Source organism: Streptomyces sp. NPDC008092 (assembly GCF_042957285.1).
Taxonomy (GTDB): domain Bacteria; phylum Actinomycetota; class Actinomycetes; order Streptomycetales; family Streptomycetaceae; genus Streptomyces.
This window is the reverse complement of sequence record NZ_JBIBHY010000003.1, coordinates 44594-62228: the sequence shown is the minus strand read 5'-3', so window position 1 is coordinate 62228 and position 17635 is coordinate 44594. Positions and strand designations below refer to the sequence as shown.

Below are 17635 nucleotides of genomic sequence, written 5' to 3'. Positions count from 1 at the left end.
CCCGTACCACCCTGCCAGATCCTCTGGCAACCACCCAGCTAGCTAGCTCTTGTCAGGAGACTCTCGATGCGCAGAATGCGCTCTTCGGCGGCGTTCGTCGCCGCTGCCGTGGTGGCCGGCGGCCTCGCCCTCGCCACCCCGGCGGTCGCAGACCCGGACGCCGGTGCCTTCCGCCAGCTGGTCGGCGTGGGCTCGGACACCACCCAGGACGTGCTGAACGCCCTGGCCGGTGACACCGTGAACGGCACCAGCTACTCCGCCACCGCGGTGAAGTCGGCGAACGGCGCGGGCATCGCGTCGTACGACGCGATCGAGCCCGGCACCGGCTCCACCACCTCGAACATCACCACCCGCTCCGGCGGCCCGTCCTTCCTGCGCCCGAACGGCTCCGGCAACGGCCGTCTCGCCCTCAGCGAGGCGCTGACCGGCGACAAGTACCCGACCAGCGCCGGTGTCTCCATCAGCGGCCAGGTCGACTTCGCCCGTTCCTCCGGCGGCCCGTCCGTCTCCGGCAGCGCGCTGACCTACATCCCGATGGCGCGTGACGCGGTCGGCGTCGCGGTCAAGGGCTCGGCCCTGGACACGCTGACCGCGGACCAGCTGCACGACATCTACTCGGGCACGCTCACCACGGTCAACGGCCAGACGGTGCACCCGCGGATCCCGCAGGCCGGCTCCGGCACCCGCAAGTTCTTCCTCGCGGCGATCGGCCTGACCGACGCGACGCTCTCCCCGAACGTCACCACCGTCCAGGAGAACCAGGCCAACGCGGCCCTCACCGAGGACGGTGCGCTCGTCCCGTTCTCGGTCGGTTCCTGGATCGCCCAGATCAACGGCGTCTCCCCCGACTACAGCAAGACGGCGGCCGCGGCCGGCGGCCACCTGGCCTCCATCCAGCTGCCCGGCGACACCGGCGGCGCCACCAGCCCGGTCACGACCGTCAACGGCAAGCTGGCCCCGGTCAACGCCTACTACGAGAACTCCACGTTCGGCCGTGACGTCTACAACGTCGTACCGAGCCGCGCGATCGACACCACCAGCATCTTCTTCGACAAGGACCTGTACGACGTCTTCGTCACCAGCGGCAGCCACACCGCCGAGCTGGCATCGGACGCCGCCGAGTCCGTCATCTCCAAGTTCGGCTTCGTCAACGAGTCCTACAACGGCTCCGTCCTGCTGACCAAGCACGCCAAGGTCGGCGGCCTGGAGGAGTCCGGCGTCGACGCGCACGTGCCGGGCGCCCCCACCCTGAAGTCCACCGTCGGCGACGCCAGCCTGAAGCTGTCCTGGACGGCGCCGGCCGCCACCGCGCTGCCGGTCACCGACTACAAGATCACGCTGACCGGTGCGGACGGCGGCGTCGTCGCGGTCAAGGACGTCGCGGCCTCCACCACGTCGTACTCCTTCACCGGCCTGGCCAACGGCACCTACACCGCCACGGTCACCGCCAACAACCTCAACGGCACCGGTGCCGCGGCCACCTGGACCGGCGCGGTCAAGTACGCGAGCAAGACGGCGGCCACCACGGCCACCACCGCGTACGGCAAGACCCCGAAGGTCTCCGTCACGGTCACCGACACGCACAGCGTGAAGCCGACCGGCAAGGTCACCGTCAAGGACGGCACCACCGTCCTCGGCACCGGCACCCTGGACTCGTCCGGCAAGGTCACCATCGGCCTGTCGAACCACCTCAAGGTCGCCACGCACTCCCTGTCGGTCTCCTACGCGGGCAGCTCCAGCCTGAACGCGTCCTCGACGACCGTCTCCCTGAAGATCACCAAGGCCACGGCGTCGGTCTCCACGTCGCACCCCACCACGGTGAGCCACACCGCCAAGGCCAAGGTCACCGTCAAGGTCACCGCGACCGGCACCACCCCGACCGGCACCGTCCGCATCTACCAGGGCTCCAAGGTCATCGCCACCGGCACCCTGAGCAGCGGCAAGGTCACCATCACCCTGCCGAAGCTGGCCAAGGGCAAGCACACCCTGCACGCCTTCTACGTCGGTTCCTCGACCGTGAACTCGAAGACCGGCGCCAACTTCACCATCACCTCCAAGTGACCGTCTGACGGGCCCGCCGGGAGCCTCGTACGGCTCCCGGCGGCCCCTCACTCATTCTTCGAAGGAGGCGGGCCGCCATGACCGTCGCCGTACCGACACCGAAAACCCTGGCTCCGGCCGTGCCCCGCAGGCCCGTCCGCAGCCTCACCTTCGTCCGCCACCTCTCACGCGGTGGACTGCTCAGCCTCGCCGCCCTGCTGCTCGGCATCACCGCCCAGCTGCTGGTGTTCAGCACCGCCCAGGAACACTCGGCCCAGCACGCCGACTTCGACCAGCTGCGCGAGCAACTCGCCCTCGGCACCGCCCCGGTGGCGCAGACCGGGCAGGACGGCAAGCTGCTGGCGCCCGGCACGCCGGTCGCGCTCATCGACATACCGAAGCTGGGCCTGAACCAGGTCGTCCTGGAGGGCACCGACTCCTCCGTGACGACCGACGGCCCCGGACACCGCCGGGACACCCCGATGCCCGGCCAGGCCGGCACCAGCGTGCTGATGGGCCGGGCCGCGGCGTACGGCGGGCCGTTCGGCACGCTCTCCCGGCTCGCCACCGGTGACACGTTCTCCGTCACCACCGGCCAGGGCAAGGCGAAGTTCCAGGTCATCGACGTACGGCGGGCCGGCGACCCGGCGCCGACGGCGCTGGCCTCGGGCAAGAGCCGGATCGTCCTCATCACCGCGACGGGCCCGAAGTTCATGCCCTCGGGCGTGCTGCGCGTCGACGCCGACCTGGTCTCCGCGCCGTTCCAGACCCCGTCGGCCGTGATCCGGGCCGGCACCCTGCCGAGCTCCGAGGAACCGCTGGCCCGCCCCACCGGGGTGCCGTGGCCGCTCGTGATGTGGCTGCAGGCGCTGCTCCTCACCGCCGTGGCCGCCGTCTGGACCTGGCACCGCTGGGGCCGCCACCAGACGTGGATCGTCTTCGCCCCGGTCGTCGCGGTGCTCGGCCTCCAGGTCGCGACGCGGACCACCGAACTGCTGCCGAACCTGCTGTGACCGAGGTGAGTGAAGTGACTGAAGCTACCCAGGCAACCGAAGTGACCGAAGCACCCGAGCCATCCGACTCCACTGATTCCGCTGATTCCACCGACACCGCCGAGACTGCCGAGACTGCTGTGACCGCCGAGACCGTCGAGATGACCGACACCGCCGTACTGCCCGCCGCCACCACCGTGGTGGACGGCCCCGCCCCCGCCACCCTCGACGCCCGTGCCGTCTCCGCCTGGTTCGGCTCCCACCAGGTGCTCAGCCAGGTGTCGCTGACCATGCCCGCGGGCAAGGTGACCGCGCTGATCGGCCCGTCGGGCTGCGGCAAGTCGACGTTCCTGCGCACCCTCAACCGGATGCACGAGCTGATCCCGTCGGCGCAGTTCGGCGGCGAGGTGCTCTTCGAGGGCGAGGACATCTACGACCCGTCCTGGCGGCTGACCGACGCCCGCCGCAGGATCGGCATGGTCTTCCAGAAGCCGAACCCGTTCCCGGCGATGTCGATCTACGACAACGTGGTGGCGGGCCTGAAGCTGACCGGCACGAAGGTGAACCGCCGGGAGAAGGACGTCCTGGTCGAGGAGTCCCTGACCCGCGCCGGCCTGTGGAAGGAGGTCCGCGACCGGCTCCGCCAGCCCGGCGGCGCCCTGTCCGGCGGCCAGCAGCAGCGCCTGTGCATCGCGCGGGCCCTGGCGGTCCGGCCCCGGGTCCTCCTCATGGACGAGCCGTGCTCGGCCCTGGACCCCACCTCCACCCGCCGTGTCGAGGAGACCATCCAGGACCTGGCCGGCCAGGTGACGATCGTCATCGTCACCCACAACATGCAGCAGGCGGCGCGCGTCTCCCAGCAGTGCGCGTTCTTCCTGGCCGAGCAGGGCACCCCGGGCGGCATCGTCGAGCACGGCGACACGGAGGCCGTCTTCAACTCGCCGCAGGACCAGCGCACGGCGGACTACGTGGCGGGCCGGTTCGGCTGAGCCGGCCGCCGGGGGTCAGCAGTACGGCGGCTGGTTGGTGAGCGAGGAGGCGACCCGCATCCAGACGCCGAACTGGCGGTAGAGGGCGGGCAGCGGACCACGGGCCTGCACGGTGCGGCTGTCCACGGCCGTCACCCCGGGGATGCCGAGCAGGACGGCGGGCACGGAGGCGGACTGCCAGCGCACGGCGAGGGCCGACTCGCCCTCGGGCGCGGCGGGCCGCTTCGGCACCGGCGTCAGGGCCGCCACGACCGCCTCCTCGATCGCCCGGCGGGCCTCCTCCGCCGGGCGCAGCTCGGCGGCGAACCGGTCCCGGGCGTACTTCACGGGCACGGTGACGACCGAATCGTCCCAGGCCGTCATCTCGGCGCATGCCGCGTCGTCACCCGTGAGGGCCACGACCGGAACGCCGGCGGCCGCGGCGGTGGCGTGCGCGAGACCGATCTCTCCCACGGGCCTGCCGTCCAGCCAGATGTCCTCGATCTCGTGGCCCATGAAGCTGTGACTCAGCACACCGAGGGCACCGGCCCGGGAGTGGTATCCGACACATATCGCCGCGTCGTGCTCCGCCGTGAGCCCCTCCAGCATCATCATGCTCTTCGGTTTGCCGCGCACCAGGCGGGCGGCGGGGTGCAGGTGCTCGGGGAGCAGGTTCCGCATCGGCCCGTGGGCGTCGTTGACGAGAACCTCGGTGGCACCGGCGGCCACCGCCCCGCGGATCGCCGCGTTCACGTCCTCGGCCATCATCGACCGGCCGCGCTCGTAGTCCCGGCCGCCCGGCTGCACATCGTCCCGGTCGACCAGCCCGGTGATGCCTTCCATATCCACGCTGATGTAAATACGCACGTCCTGAGGCTATCCGGACCCTACGTATTGTAGGTTCCCCATCGGCCACGGCGGCTCGTCAGCTCACGGGGGTACTCATGCAGGGCACGGACACACAGGAGGCGCGGCGCAGCCTCGCCCCCACGGTGGCGGTGCTGGTGGCGAGCCTGCTGGTCGCGGCGGTGGGCGTGTACGAGCTGTCCGGCTTCGGCCTGCACAGCCTCGACCGGCGCCCGCACCTGTTCAGCGACGGGCTGGCGACCGGCGGGGTGATCGTGGCGGCGGTGGCGGCCGGGGCGGCGATCGGCAACCTGGCGTGGATGCTGGCGGCCAGGCGGCGGGCGGAACGGGAACAGGAACGGACCCAGGCGTCCGTGCGTCCGTAAGAGGCGGTACGCCCTTTCACACCGTTTTCCCTACCGGGGCGGATCCCGCCCTCGTCCCCCACAGTTACCTTACAGACTGTAGGGTCAGCCCTCCGTCAACCCGCTCCCCCGTCCCCAAGGTGACCGGTCCCCATGCCCGCACAGCTGTCGACCCTGATCCCGCCCCGCGTCTCCGCCGCCCTCCGCGCCCCCACCGGCGCCTCCGGCGGCACACTGCGCAGGCGGGCCGCCGACTTCACCGTCTGGTACCTGCGCGCGATCGCCGTGCTGAACATAGTGGCGGTGATGTCGCTCCCCTTCCGCCAGGAGGTCGACGAGCACAACAACGGCCGTATCACCCTGCACCTGCACCGGCAGCACGCGCACCACAGCGGCCAGTTCTTCACCCCGTACCTGGCCACGGCCGGCCTGGTCTCGGCCGCCCTCGCCATCTTCTTCGTCCTGGTGATGCGCCGCCGCAAGCGCGCGGCCTGGGTGGTCAACCTGCTGCTGTCCGCCCCGCTCTTCGCCCTCTACGTCCTCGCCCTCACCCAGCACGAGTACCGCGCCCACGCCTTCAACTGGGTCTCGGCGGCCCTCACCGGCCTCTTCGTGGCCGCGCTGCTCATCAGCCGCCGGGAGTTCCACGCGGTGGGCGACCCGTCCAACCCGAAGACGGCGCTGGCGGTGGGGGCCGCCGGCGTCCTGGTGACCGGCGTCCTCGGCACCCTCCTCGTCGACGCCACGAACAAGCTGCCCGGCGCCACCCTGCCCGACGAGATCGCGTACACCCTGCTGCGGGGCGTCAGCGTCGGCCCGCTCGCCGACCACGTCACCGCGGTGCACGCCCCGCGCTGGGCCGACATCGTCATCAACGTCCTCCTCGCCGCCGCCTTCTGCCTCGTCCTCTACGCCGGCTTCCGCTCGCCGCGCGGCCGACGCCTGCTCAGCGCGGAGGACGAGACGAAGCTGAGGTGCCTGCTGGACAGGCACGGCGCCCGCGACTCCCTCGGCTACTTCGCGCTGCGCCGCGACAAGATGGCGATCTTCTCCCCCACCGGCAAGTCGGCGGTCACCTACCGCGTCGTCGGCGGCGTCAGCCTCGCCTCGGGCGACCCGATCGGCGACCCGGAGGCCTGGCCCGGCGCGATCGACGCATGGCTGACGGAGGCACGGCAGCACGCCTGGACGCCCGCCGTCATGGGCGCGAGCGAGGAGGCGGGCACCGTCTACGCCCGGCACGGCCTGGACGCCCTGGAGCTGGGCGACGAGGCGCTCGTCGACATCGCCGACTTCACCCTGGAGGGCCGCGCGATGCGCGTCGTCCGCCAGGCCCACAACCGGGTCCGCCGGGCCGGCTACACGGTCCGCATCCGCCGCCACGAGGACATCCCGGCGGACGAGATGGCGACCCTGATCGAACGGGCCGACAGCTGGCGCGACGGCGCCACCGAGCGCGGCTTCTCCATGGCCCTGGGCCGCCTCGGCGACCCGGCGGACGGCCGCTGCGTGATGCTGGAGTGCCGGGACGCGGACGACACCCCCCGCGCCCTCCTCAGCTTCGTCCCCTGGGGCGAGCAGGGCCTCTCCCTGGACCTGATGCGCCGCGACCGCGACTCCGAGAACGGCCTGATGGAGTTCATGGTCGTCGAACTCCTCCTCCGCGCCGCGGAACTGAAGGTCGACCGCGTCTCCCTGAACTTCGCGATGTTCCGCTCGGTCTTCGAACGCGGCTCCCGCCTCGGCGCCGGACCGGTCCTGCGCCTGTGGCACGCGACCCTGACCTTCTTCTCCCGCTGGTGGCAGATCGAGTCCCTGTACCGCGCGAACGCCAAGTACCGCCCGGTGTGGGAGCCCCGCTACATCCTCTTCACCAAGAGCAGCGACCTCCCGAGGATCGGCCTGGCGAGCGCGCGGGCGGAGGGGTTTCTTACGGTTCCCTGGGGGTCGTGACCGGCAACGGCGACCGGGGCCGGTGACCGTTGCCGGGGGCCGAGGCGGAGGCGGAGGCGGAGCCGTTGCCGGAGGCCGGCCCCGGCGGGCCTATTCGACCCCCACCGTCCGCAGCACCGCCACCACCAGCGTCCGGGCCACCGCCACCACCTCCGCCACCGACACCCGCTCCTCCGCACTGTGCGCCACCCGCACATCCCCCGGCCCGTACTGCAGGGTCGGGATCCCGGCCCCCGCGTACAGCCGCAGATCGCTGCCGTAGGGCGCCCCGCGCTCCCGGGGCCGGGACGCCCAGCCGTTGGCGTCCGCGCAGGCGTCCCGCACCACCGTCCGCAGCGGATGTCCCTCCGCCAGCCGCCCGCTCGCGAACTGCCCGCCCGGCCAGGTCACCGACGCCGGATGCGCGCGCAGCCACGGATCGGCCGCGCACGTGTCCGCCACGCACCGCTCCAGCTCGGCCCGCGCGTCCGCCGGGTCCTCGCCCAGCCGGACCCCCAGCCGACCCTCGGCGGTCAGCAGGTCGGGCACGCTGCTCGCCCAGTCGCCCGCGCGCAGGGTGCCGACCGAGAGGGCGTACGGGATCGGGTACTCGGCCATCAGGGGCGACGGGGCGTGGTTGCGGGCCCGCTCCAGGCCGGCCAGCGCGCGGTGGATCGCGAGGTACCCGTCGATGGCGCTCACCCCGGCGTCCCGCGAACTGGCGTGCGCCGCCTTGCCCGGCACGGAGATCCGGAACGTCAGCGCCCCCGCGTTCGCCGTGATCAGCGTCCCCGCCGTCGGCTCGGTGATCACGCAGGCGTCGCCGCCGTACCCCCGGCGCAGGGTCCCGAAGGCCCCCAGGCCGCCGTCCTCCTCGCCCACCACGAAGTGCACGGCAACCCGGCCCCGCAGCCGGACGCCCGCCGCCCGGATCGCGGCCAGCGCCGCGAGGTGCGCCGCCAGCCCCGCCTTCATGTCGCAGGCCCCGCGCCCGTGCACGACGTCGCCCGTCACCCTCGGCACGAACGGGTCGCCGCCCTGCCAGGCGGCCAGGTCCCCCGGCGGTACGACGTCCACGTGCCCCTGGAGGATCAGCGTCGGCCCGTCGCCCTCCCCTGGCGTCCGCCCGACCAGCCCCCACGCCTCGTCCCGCGCCACCTCCAGGCCCGGGAACCCCGGGTCGGCGAGCAGCGCCGGCAGGTCCATGGACCACAGGTCGACGTCGAGGCCGAAACGCTCCAGCCGGCCGGCCAGCAGGTGCTGGAGCTCCGACTCGGCCGGGCTCCCGGTCACGCTCGGCACGGCCATCAGCTCCAGCAGAGTCCGGCCGACGGCCGCCTCGTCGACGCGGCCGACGGCCGCGGCCTCCTGATCGGTCAGCATGAGTTCCTCCCCGCGGTCACCCGGTGCCCCGATCATCACCCGAGCGCGGCCGCCCCGAACAGGTACCCGCGCATTCCGGCCCGCTCGTACCCCGCGATCGCCGCCGGGTCGCCGGCGTCCGTCATCAGCGCGGCCCGGCCGTGCTGCCGTACCAGCGCGTCCACGGCGGCCACGGCGGTCGCCGTGCCGTGCCGTGCCGGACGACGCGGGCGGCCGGGGTACGGTTCCGGACCAGGTGGTTCACCCGCGCCGTACCTCGCCGGCGAACCCCCCGCCCACCGTGAACCCGATCACCGCGCCGCCGCCCTCCCGGCGGAACGCGAAGGGGGCGCCGCCGTGGGCCATGGCGACCTCGCGGACGATGGAGAGGCCGAGGCCGGAGCCGGGCAGCGAGCGGGCGTCGGCGGCCCGGTAGAAGCGGTCGAAGATGCGGATCAGGTCGCCCTCGGCGATACCGGGGCCGCGGTCGAGGACCTCGACGCGGACCGTGCCCGGCCGGGCGGGGCCGGTGACGCTGATCTCGATGGGGGCCTTGCCGTCCCGGTCGAACTTGGCCGCGTTCTCCACGAGGTTGGAGACGGCCCGCTGGAGCATCCCCGGGCGGCCGTCGGTCATCGTGTCACCGGCCGCGCGCAGCACGATCTCGCGTCCGGTACGGCGCCGGGCCAGCCCCGCCACGTCCTCCGCGATGTCGGCCAGGTCCACGTGCTGCGGGGGCTCGGTGTCGGACTGCCCGGCCGCCAGGTCGACCAGCTCGTTGACCAGGTCGGTCAGCTCGCGCGCCTCCTGGCCGAGGTCGGCGACGAGTTCGTCGCGGGTGGCGGGCGGGAGTTCGTCGATCCGGCGGAGCAGGGAGATGTTGGTACGCAGCGAGGTCAGCGGGGTGCGGAGCTCGTGGCCCGCGTCCTGGACCAGGCGCCGCTGGTCCTCCTCCGACTGGGCGAGGCGGCCCAGCATCCGGTCGAAGGCGCGGCCCAGCCGGCCCACCTCGTCCAGTCCCGTCACCGGCACCTGGATGCCGAGCTGCCGGGTGCGGGCCACGTTCTCCGCGGCCGAGGTGAGGATCACCAGCCGTCGGGTGATCCGCCGGGCCAGCCACCAGCCGAACAGCCCGGCGGCGACCACCACGGCCGACATCAGCAGCAGCGTCCGTTGCTGGAGCGCGTTGAGCAGGTCCTCGGTGTCGCTGAACTCCTGCGCCACCTGCACCGCGCCCCGCCCGCCGCCGAGCGAGACCGTGGCGATCCGGAACAGGTCCTCGCCGGCCTGGACGTCCTTGTGCTGGACCGTCTTCCCGGCCTCGGCTGCGGTGGCGGCCGCCCGGTCCGCGGCGGTGACGGGCAGCACCGGACTGCCGTGGTCGACGATCTCGCCCTGCGCGCCGAGCACCTGGACGTCGGTGCGCGCGGGCCGGACCAGATCGTGCCCGGGCTGGGAGGAGGAGAACTCCTCCGGGACCATCCGGTGCTGCTTGACCTCGTCCTGGACGTCGGAGACGACCTGCGTGAACACCGACTGCTGGTCGACGCGGACCAGCCGGGCGGCGGCGTTGTACGACAGGATGCCGACGATGATCGTGACGGCGGCCGTCACCGCCGCGAAGGAGACGACGAAGGTGGTCCGCAGGGAGACGAGCTTGGGCCGGCGCCGGGCCAGCATCCGCCTGAGCCGCGCGGGCAGCCCGGGCCGCCCCGGCCGTCCGGGGCGGCGGGCCACTCAGTCCTCCCGCAGCACGTAACCCACGCCCCGGACGGTGTGGATCAGCTGCGGGGCACCCGGCTCGTCGAGCTTGCGGCGCAGGTAGCCGACGTAGACGGCGAGGTTCTTGGAACCGGGGCCGAAGTCGTAGCCCCAGATGCGGTCGTAGATCGTGGAGTGGTCGAGGACGATGCCCGCGTTGCGTGCGAGCAGCTCCAGCAGTTCGAACTCGGTACGGGTCAGCTCCAGCTCGCGCCGGCCGCGCCAGGCCCGGCGGGCCTGGAGGTCCATCCGCAGGCCGGCCGCCTCGACCTGCCGGTCGGAGACCTGCGGCTCCCGGCCGGGCTCGGCGGCGACACCGCCACCGCCGCCGCTGCCGGCGCCGGTGGTCACGGGCGAGGTGCGGCGCAGCAGCGCCCGCAGCCGGGCGAAGACCTCCTCGACGTCGAAGGGCTTGACGACGTAGTCGTCGGCGCCGGCGTCCAGTCCCGCGATCCGGTCGGCGGTCTCCACCAGCGCGGTCAGCATGAGGATCGGCGTACGGTCCCCTTCGGCGCGCAGGACGCGGCAGACCTGGAGGCCGTCGATGCCGGGCATCATCACGTCGAGGACGAGGACGTCGGGGGTGATGCGGTGGGCGTGCGCCAAGGCCTCCACACCGTCCGCGACCGCCGTCACCTCATAACCCTCCAGGGTGAGGGCCCGCTCCAGGGCGTGGCGGATGGCGCGGTCGTCTTCGGCGAGCAGCACAGTCTGGGGCACGTCCCCAGTCTGCCAAGGCCTCCGGCGGTTCTGCCGTGGTGAGCGGGCCTACGATCACCCTTTTTACCTGCCTCTCACCGTCACAGAGGCAACCCGGCGGGCGACCGAAGAGCCTGTCTGCACGCCGGTGGGGGCTGGCCGCGCAGTTCCCCGCGCCCCTAAAGGGGCGCTACCCCAGCCGTCCGCTCACAGCTCCCCAGCTGCGGGCAGGCGTGCCGCAGGGCGGCACGGGTGGGCGCGGCGGCACCCGGCCAGCGCCGGTGAGCGTCCCCACCCCCCGGCCCCAGCCCCCTCAGCTCGCGGCCAGCCTCGCCAGCTGCTCCGCGAAGGGGACGACCGGCAGGGACTCGGGTTCCGCGGGCCGGGCCGCCGACAGCCCCCGCATCAGCCCCGCCAGCTCCCCCGCCGCCCGCTCGACCCGGCCCTCCAGGCCCTCCGCACCCCAGTCCTCCGACGCCGCGTAGACACCGGTCGGCACGACCACCGCCCGCAGGTACGCGAACATCGGCCGCAGCGCGTGCTCCAGCACCAGCGAGTGCCGCGCCGTACCCCCGGTCGCCGCGATCAGCACCGGCTTCCCCGCCAGCGCCTCCTTGTCGAGGACGTCGAAGAACGACTTGAACAGCCCGCTGTAGGAGGCCGTGAACACCGGGGTGACCGCGATCAGGCCGTCCGCCCCGGCCACCGCCTCCTGCGCGGCCGCCAGCTTCCGCCCCGCGAACCCGTTGGTGAAGTTGTGCGCGATCTCGACCGCGAGGTCGCGCAGCTCCACCACCTCCAGCTCGACCTCGGCCTCGGCCTGCCGCCCCACGGCCGCCGCCAGCCGGTCGGCCAGCAGGCGGGTGGACGACGGCACGCTCAGCCCCGCCGAGACGACGACGAGCTTCATACCCCGGCCTCCTTCTTGTCCGAAGCCTTGTCGGCCTGGTCGGCCTTGTCGGCCTGCTTCTCCTCCGCGGCGGCGGCCAGCAGCGACGCGTGCGTCGGCGCCTCCGGGACGTCCGCCGGACGGCCCTTCGCGAACTCCTTGCGCAGCACCGGCACGACCTCCTCGCCGAGCATGTCGAGCTGCTCCAGGACCGTCTTCAGCGGCAGCCCCGCGTGGTCCATCAGGAACAGCTGGCGCTGGTAGTCGCCCGCGTACTCGCGGAAGCCCAGCGTCTTCTCGATCACCTGCTGCGGCGAGCCCACCGTCAGCGGGGTCTGCTCGGTGAAGTCCTCCAGGGACGGCCCGTGCCCGTAGACCGGCGCGTTGTCGAAGTACGGCCGGAACTCACGGACCGCGTCCTGCGAGTTCTTCCGCATGAACACCTGGCCGCCGAGGCCGACGATCGCCTGCTCGGGGGTGCCGTGCCCGTAGTGCGCGAACCGCTTCCGGTAGAACTCGACCATCCGCTTGGTGTGGTCGGCGGGCCAGAAGATGTTGTTGTGGAAGAAGCCGTCGCCGTAGTAGGCGGCCTGCTCGGCTATCTCGGGCGAGCGGATCGAGCCGTGCCAGACGAACGGCGGTACGTCGTCCATCGGCCGCGGGGTGGAGGTGAAGCCCTGCAGCGGCGTGCGGAACTTGCCCTCCCAGTCGACGACGTCCTCGCGCCACAGGCGGCGCAGCAGGGCGTAGTTCTCGATGGCGAGGTTGATGCCCTCGCGGATGTCCTGCCCGAACCAGGGGTAGACCGGCCCGGTGTTGCCGCGGCCCATCATCAGGTCCACCCGGCCGTCGGCCAGGTGCTGGAGCATCGCGTAGTCCTCGGCGATCTTCACCGGGTCGTTGGTGGTGATGAGGGTGGTGGAGGTGGAGAGGATCAGCTTCTCCGTCCGCGCGGCGACGTAACCGAGCATGGTGGTCGGCGACGACGGCACGAACGGCGGGTTGTGGTGCTCACCCGTCGCGAACACGTCCAGGCCGACCTCCTCGGCCTTCAGCGCGATCGCGACCATCGCCTTGATGCGCTCCCGCTCGCTCGGCGTCCGGCCCGTGGTGGGGTCCGGCGTGACATCGCCGACCGTGAAGATCCCGAACTGCATGCTCGCTCACCCTCCAGGTTGTTTACGATTCAACTATACCCACAGAACGAGACCCCGCCGCCACCTATTCCCCCGCCCCCGTCGGCCCGCCCCCTGCCCGGCTCCCGCCTACGGAACGCCGTTTCCGTTATCCCGCCGCGACCGTCCGGGTCTCCGCTACGACAGCCCACGCCCGTGGGAACGGACAGGAGCCCCGTGACATGCAGCACCACCGCCGCCGTCGCCGACCCCGCCGGTACTCCGGCCTCGCCGCCACCGCCGCCGTAGTCCTCACCTGCCTCGCCCTGGTGACCGGCGTGGTGCTGGCCCGCATGCAGTCGGGCCCCGCCGCGGACCGGCGGACCACCGCCGCCGACCCGGCGGCCTCACCCCGTACGACGGCCGCCGCCACCCCCCTCGCAAGTCCTTCCGGGAAGCCGTCACCGTCCGGCTCGGCCTCGGCGTCGGCGACCCCGCACACCGGCGCCTCGCCCTCGGCCAAGGCCTTCTCGCCGTCCCGCACCGCAAAGCAGCCGACAACCGCCGCCGCGGCCCCCGGCACACGCACCATCACCCTCGTCAACCGGCTCGACCAGACCATCTGGCCGGCCATCGCCGCCGACCCCAAGCACCCCGTCGAGGCCACCGGCTGGGTCCTGCGCCCCGGCGCCAGTCTCAGCTTCGCCATCCCCGACCACTGGGACGTCCGGCTCTGGGCCCGTACCGGCTGCTCCTTCGACGCGGCCGGCGACGGCGACTGCCTGACCGGCGGCTGCGGCCACTTCCAGTGCGGCTCGACCTGGGGCGAATTCCCCTCCACCCTCGCCGAGTTCAACCTGAACGCCTGGAACGGCATGGACTTCTACGACGTCAGCCTGGTCGAGGGCAACAACCTGCCGATGTGGATCAACAGTTACGGCGGCACGTCGAAGGACAAGCTCGACGCCGACGGATGCTCCGCCGCCGGCTGCACCCGGGACGCCAACGCCACCTGCCCCGCCAAGCTCCAGCGCGTCCGCGACGGCCATGTCGTCGCCTGCCTCAGCGCCTGCCTGGTCTTCAACACCGACCAGACCTGCTGCACCGGCGCCTACGCCGCCCGCCCGAAGTGCGTCCCGTCCTCCTGGCCGGTCGACTCGGCCAAGGTCTTCAAGGCGGCCGAGCCCTTCGCGTACTCCTACGTCAACGACGACGCGACCAGCGTGCTCACCTGCTCCGGAGAGTGCGGCTACCGCGTCACCTGGGGCGTGAGCCCATGACCCGGAGGGGGCCGGTACGGTCTCACCGGCACCGGCCCCCTCCGCTCAGCGCGCCCCCTCCGCTCGGCGGGCCCCCTCCGCTCAGCGCGCCGCCTGGAAGGCCCGGCCCGCCGCCGTGGCCGCCGTACCGCTGGTGAAGAGCCCGCTGCTCGGTTTCGCCGGGTCCGCGCCGAGCCCGAACCACGCGTACCGCTGCACGTACGGCAGCGCGTCGAGCGCCTTCGTGGACGCGGTGACGAAGTCCGCCTGCTGCTGCGCCGACGGGAACCGGGTCCCCTGCGAGAAGTCGATCAGCGCGTACTCGGTGAGCCAGATCGGCTTGTGGTAGCGGGCGTACACCGCCGACAGGTACGAGGTCAGCTGCTGCACGGCCTGCGGGGTGCGGAAGTCACCGCCGTACCAGTGCAGCGTGATGAAGTCGACCCGGTACCCCTTCGCCTTCGCCCCGGACATGAACCGGTCCAGCCAGCCGCCGGCCGTGTCCCCGCCGTACGCCACCGCCGGGCTGCCCAGCACCTTGCCCGCCGCCATCAGCCTGGGCCACAGCCCCAGCGCCTGGTCGACGGTCATGTTCGACTGCTGCGCCATGTCGGGCTCGTTGAAGCCCAGCAGGTACGGCCCCGCCGCCCGCGCCTGCGCCAGCGACGCGTCGGTGACGGACGCGGCGCCCCAGATCATCGGCACGTAGGAGGCCGAGGACGGGGTCGTCACGCCCTGGTGCTGGGTGTTCCAGGTGTAGTACCAGCTCGCCCCGCTCGCGGCGAGCGCCTGGCTGACCCCGTTGAACGTCCACACCCCGACGCCCTTCTTGGCACCGGAGGCCACCCGCACCGGAGCCGCGGTGTGCTTGGGGGTCGGCTTGGCCGACGGCTTCGGGGACGCGCTGCGGGAGGGGGACGGGGACGGGGAGGCGGAGTGCGTCGGGCTGGGGCTCGGGCTCGGTGAGGCCACTGCGACCGGCGTCGGCGGCGCCTGCGTCTCCGCGGCCGGAACCGACGGGCCGGCCGTCATCCGGGCCGCGACCAGCGCGACCGCCGCGACGACCGCGACCGCCGCCGAACCGCCCACGACGGCCTGCTTGCCCACGAGCTGCCTGCCCACCCGCTTGCCCGCCCGCCTGCCCGCCCGCCCGTGCCGCCGCCTAAGCGCCCGGCCCCCGCCACCACCGCCGTCTCCGCCACCCGCATGCGACGCGGTGACCTGGTGTGCGGTGACATGGGCCAGCACCCGCGCCGGGTCGAGGCCGGCCGGTACGGCCACCAGCGGCAGGCCGCTCAGCAGCCGGTCCATCGGCAGCAGCCCCCGGTCCAGGCCCGCGCACACCCCGCAGCCCCGTATGTGACGGCCGAACCGCTTGCGCCACAGCGGGCTCGGCGTGCCGTCCCACGGCGCGGCGATCCCGTCCAGCTCGGCGCAGCGCGGGTCGGCCGCCAGCCCCCGCACCACGCACCGCGAGACCTCCATCTGCTTCTTCATCCGCTGCACCCGCACCGCGGCATGCCGGTCGGACAGCCCCAGCGCGCCCGCGAGGTCCGCGCGCTCCAGGTCGCCGGTCTCCTCCAGCCACCACAGGGACAGCAGCTCCTGGTCGTCCGCGTCGAGCCAGCGCGTCGCCTCGGCGACCTCCCGGCGCTGCTCGGTCAGGCCCAGCCGCAGAATGGTCAGCCCGGCGAAGTCGAGCGCCGGATCGGTGATCGCCTCCGCGTCGTCCAGCCGCGCCCGGCGGTCCCGGTCCGTGGCCCGCGACTGCTCCCGGTTGCGCACCTGCCGGATCGTGATGGCGACGAGCCACGACCTGAACGCGGACGGGTCCCGCAGCTTCTCCAGTCCCCGCACCATGCGCAACAGCGTCTCCTGTACGACGTCGTCGACATCGGCATGACCGTTCAGGGCCCGGCCGACGATGTTGTAGACCAGCGGCAGAGACGCGGTCACCAGGTGCTCCAGGGCCGCTCTGTCCCCCGCGCGGGCGGCCGTCACCACGCCGGGGTCGGGTCCGCTCCGATGGTTCTCGGTCATGTGGGCTGTTCCTCCGCGCAGAGTCCGGCTGTCGGAACGGAGACCCCGCGCGCGACGCGGGGACAACAGAAAAACCGGCGAGTCGGCTTCGCAATTTATGTTGTACGGCCCTCGTCGGGGAGGTCACCGAAAGGCAGGCACACATCAGGCACCGCCCGAGGAAGGCACCAGGATGGCACGAGGACGCAGGAGACACGGCGCGAGACCACCGCGACGCCGCTGGTGGTACGCCGGCGCGGCCGCCCTCGCGACGGCCGCCACCGTGATCGTCACCTACGGCATGTGGACACCGGCCGGAACCCCCGCCGCGCACGCGGACCGCCAGACGGCCGCGGCCCTCCCGTCCACGCCTTCCGGCACCCCGCTCTCCCTCTCCCCGTCACCGAGCTCCAGCGGCTCCGCGTCGCCCTCCGCCTCGGCGAGCGCCAAGGCCTCGGCATCGGCGTCGGCGTCGGCGAAGACCACGCACAAGCCGGCGACCGCCGCGTCCCACCAGGCCGCCGGGGCCACGCGGCCGGCCACCGCCCCGGCCGGCAAACGCCTGATCACCGTCGTCAACAGGACCCAGAAGACGGTCTGGGCGGTCGTCACCAACACCTCCGTCTACCCGGACGGCCGCCGACTGGCCCCCGGCCAGAGCCTCTCGGTGACCGTCGCGAACAACTGGGGCGGCCGCATCTGGGGCCGCACCGGATGCACCGGCACGGCAGCCGGCCCCTGCGCCTCCGGCGACTGCACCAGCGTCTGCAACGGCGGCAACCCGCCCACCACCCTCGGCGAGTTCACCTTCGACGCCTACGCGGGCATGGACTTCTACGACGTGAGCATGGTCGACGGCTCCAACCTGCCGATGTACATCAACGTCTCCCACACCTCGACCACCGACCCGGTCAGCGCCTCCGGCTGCTACCGGGGCACCTGCACCACCGAGGTCGCCTGCCCCAAGGCGATGCAGGCCCTCTCCGGCGGCCAGGAGATCGGCTGCAAGCCGCCCTGCGCGGCGTTCGGCGGCGACACCTACTGCTGCCGCGGTGCCTGGGCGGGCCGCGACAACTGCGTCCCCTCCAAGTGGCCCGTCGACTACACCCAGGTCTTCAAGCGCGCCGCGCCCTACGCCTACTCCTACGCCTTCGACGACGGCGCGACCATGCCCTGCAAGGGCGCCTGCTACTACCGGGTGACCTTCGGGACGACGGCCGGCTCCACCTGAGCACGGCGGCGGAGTGCCGGCTTCCCCCCGGGGTGCGGGCGCGGGAGCGCGGGCCCCGGGGGGCGGGCCCCGTTCACCCGGACGGCCCGCGCACGGGGGACACGCCGACAGGTCTCCTCGACGCTGGAATCCCGGGCGTCGCCCGACGCTCCCGCCC

Annotated in this window: 15 protein-coding genes; 7 read left to right on the top strand and 8 right to left on the bottom strand. The window is 72.9% G+C overall.

Annotated elements, in window-relative coordinates:
• The first annotated feature begins 66 nt into the window (after positions 1-66).
• The 3 genes from ACFZB3_RS09440 to pstB all read left to right on the top strand — a co-directional run bounded on the left by ACFZB3_RS09440 (position 67) and on the right by pstB (position 4021).
• On the top strand, positions 67-2061 hold the full coding sequence (locus ACFZB3_RS09440) for an Ig-like domain repeat protein (RefSeq protein ID WP_391372288.1): 1995 nt from the start codon (positions 67-69) through the stop codon (positions 2059-2061).
• 77 nt (positions 2062-2138) lie between these two features.
• The gene (locus ACFZB3_RS09435) at positions 2139-3053 is read left to right on the top strand and encodes a sortase domain-bontaining protein (protein ID WP_391372286.1); all 915 of its coding nucleotides are present in this window, start codon (positions 2139-2141) and stop codon (positions 3051-3053) included.
• A gap of 119 nt (positions 3054-3172) precedes the next feature.
• Positions 3173-4021 carry a phosphate ABC transporter ATP-binding protein PstB gene (gene pstB, locus ACFZB3_RS09430; RefSeq protein ID WP_391372284.1) on the top strand — a complete coding sequence of 283 codons (849 nt, stop codon included), beginning with the start codon at positions 3173-3175 and terminating at the stop codon, positions 4019-4021.
• A gap of 15 nt (positions 4022-4036) precedes the next feature.
• Here the strand turns inward: pstB and ACFZB3_RS09425 are convergent, their stop codons facing one another.
• A complete protein-coding gene (locus tag ACFZB3_RS09425; protein WP_391372281.1) occupies positions 4037-4867 on the bottom strand; it encodes a M55 family metallopeptidase in 831 nt (276 codons plus the stop codon).
• A 77-nt stretch (positions 4868-4944) separates the two neighbouring features.
• On the opposite strand from ACFZB3_RS09425, the gene ACFZB3_RS09420 reads away from it, so the two are divergent.
• Entirely contained in the window at positions 4945-5232 is a 288-nt protein-coding gene (locus ACFZB3_RS09420) for a hypothetical protein (protein WP_391372278.1), read from the top strand.
• A gap of 132 nt (positions 5233-5364) precedes the next feature.
• Positions 5365-7164, top strand: a complete 1800-nt coding sequence (locus ACFZB3_RS09415) for a phosphatidylglycerol lysyltransferase domain-containing protein (RefSeq protein ID WP_391372275.1) — start codon at positions 5365-5367, stop codon at positions 7162-7164.
• A 90-nt stretch (positions 7165-7254) separates the two neighbouring features.
• Here the strand turns inward: ACFZB3_RS09415 and ACFZB3_RS09410 are convergent, their stop codons facing one another.
• From ACFZB3_RS09410 to ACFZB3_RS09385, 6 genes are all read right to left on the bottom strand, one after another.
• Entirely contained in the window at positions 7255-8526 is a 1272-nt protein-coding gene (locus ACFZB3_RS09410) for an ArgE/DapE family deacylase (RefSeq protein ID WP_391372272.1), read from the bottom strand.
• A gap of 35 nt (positions 8527-8561) precedes the next feature.
• On the bottom strand, positions 8562-8699 hold the full coding sequence (locus ACFZB3_RS09405) for a hypothetical protein (protein ID WP_391372270.1): 138 nt from the start codon (positions 8697-8699) through the stop codon (positions 8562-8564).
• 67 nt (positions 8700-8766) lie between these two features.
• Positions 8767-10185 (bottom strand): ATP-binding protein, encoded by a 1419-nt coding sequence (locus tag ACFZB3_RS09400; protein WP_391373988.1) that lies wholly within the window; start codon positions 10183-10185, stop codon positions 8767-8769.
• Positions 10186-10242: 57 nt separating this feature from the next.
• The gene (locus ACFZB3_RS09395; RefSeq protein WP_391372267.1) at positions 10243-10986 is read right to left on the bottom strand and encodes a response regulator; all 744 of its coding nucleotides are present in this window, start codon (positions 10984-10986) and stop codon (positions 10243-10245) included.
• Positions 10987-11278: 292 nt separating this feature from the next.
• Positions 11279-11875 carry a CE1759 family FMN reductase gene (locus tag ACFZB3_RS09390; protein WP_391372264.1) on the bottom strand — a complete coding sequence of 199 codons (597 nt, stop codon included), beginning with the start codon at positions 11873-11875 and terminating at the stop codon, positions 11279-11281.
• The gene (locus tag ACFZB3_RS09385) at positions 11872-13011 is read right to left on the bottom strand and encodes a CE1758 family FMN-dependent luciferase-like monooxygenase (protein WP_391372261.1); all 1140 of its coding nucleotides are present in this window, start codon (positions 13009-13011) and stop codon (positions 11872-11874) included. Before ACFZB3_RS09385 ends, ACFZB3_RS09390 begins: the two co-directional genes overlap by 4 nt.
• Before the next feature lie 200 nt (positions 13012-13211).
• Here ACFZB3_RS09385 and ACFZB3_RS09380 point away from each other — a divergent pair, with 200 nt between their 5' ends.
• Entirely contained in the window at positions 13212-14249 is a 1038-nt protein-coding gene (locus ACFZB3_RS09380; protein WP_391372259.1) for a thaumatin family protein, read from the top strand.
• Positions 14250-14330: 81 nt separating this feature from the next.
• On the opposite strand, the gene ACFZB3_RS09375 is transcribed toward ACFZB3_RS09380, so the two are convergent.
• Positions 14331-16268, bottom strand: a complete 1938-nt coding sequence (locus ACFZB3_RS09375; protein WP_391372256.1) for a sigma-70 family RNA polymerase sigma factor — start codon at positions 16266-16268, stop codon at positions 14331-14333.
• 172 nt (positions 16269-16440) lie between these two features.
• Here ACFZB3_RS09375 and ACFZB3_RS09370 point away from each other — a divergent pair, with 172 nt between their 5' ends.
• Entirely contained in the window at positions 16441-17478 is a 1038-nt protein-coding gene (locus ACFZB3_RS09370) for a thaumatin family protein (protein WP_391372253.1), read from the top strand.
• The last annotated feature ends 157 nt before the right edge of the window (positions 17479-17635 follow it).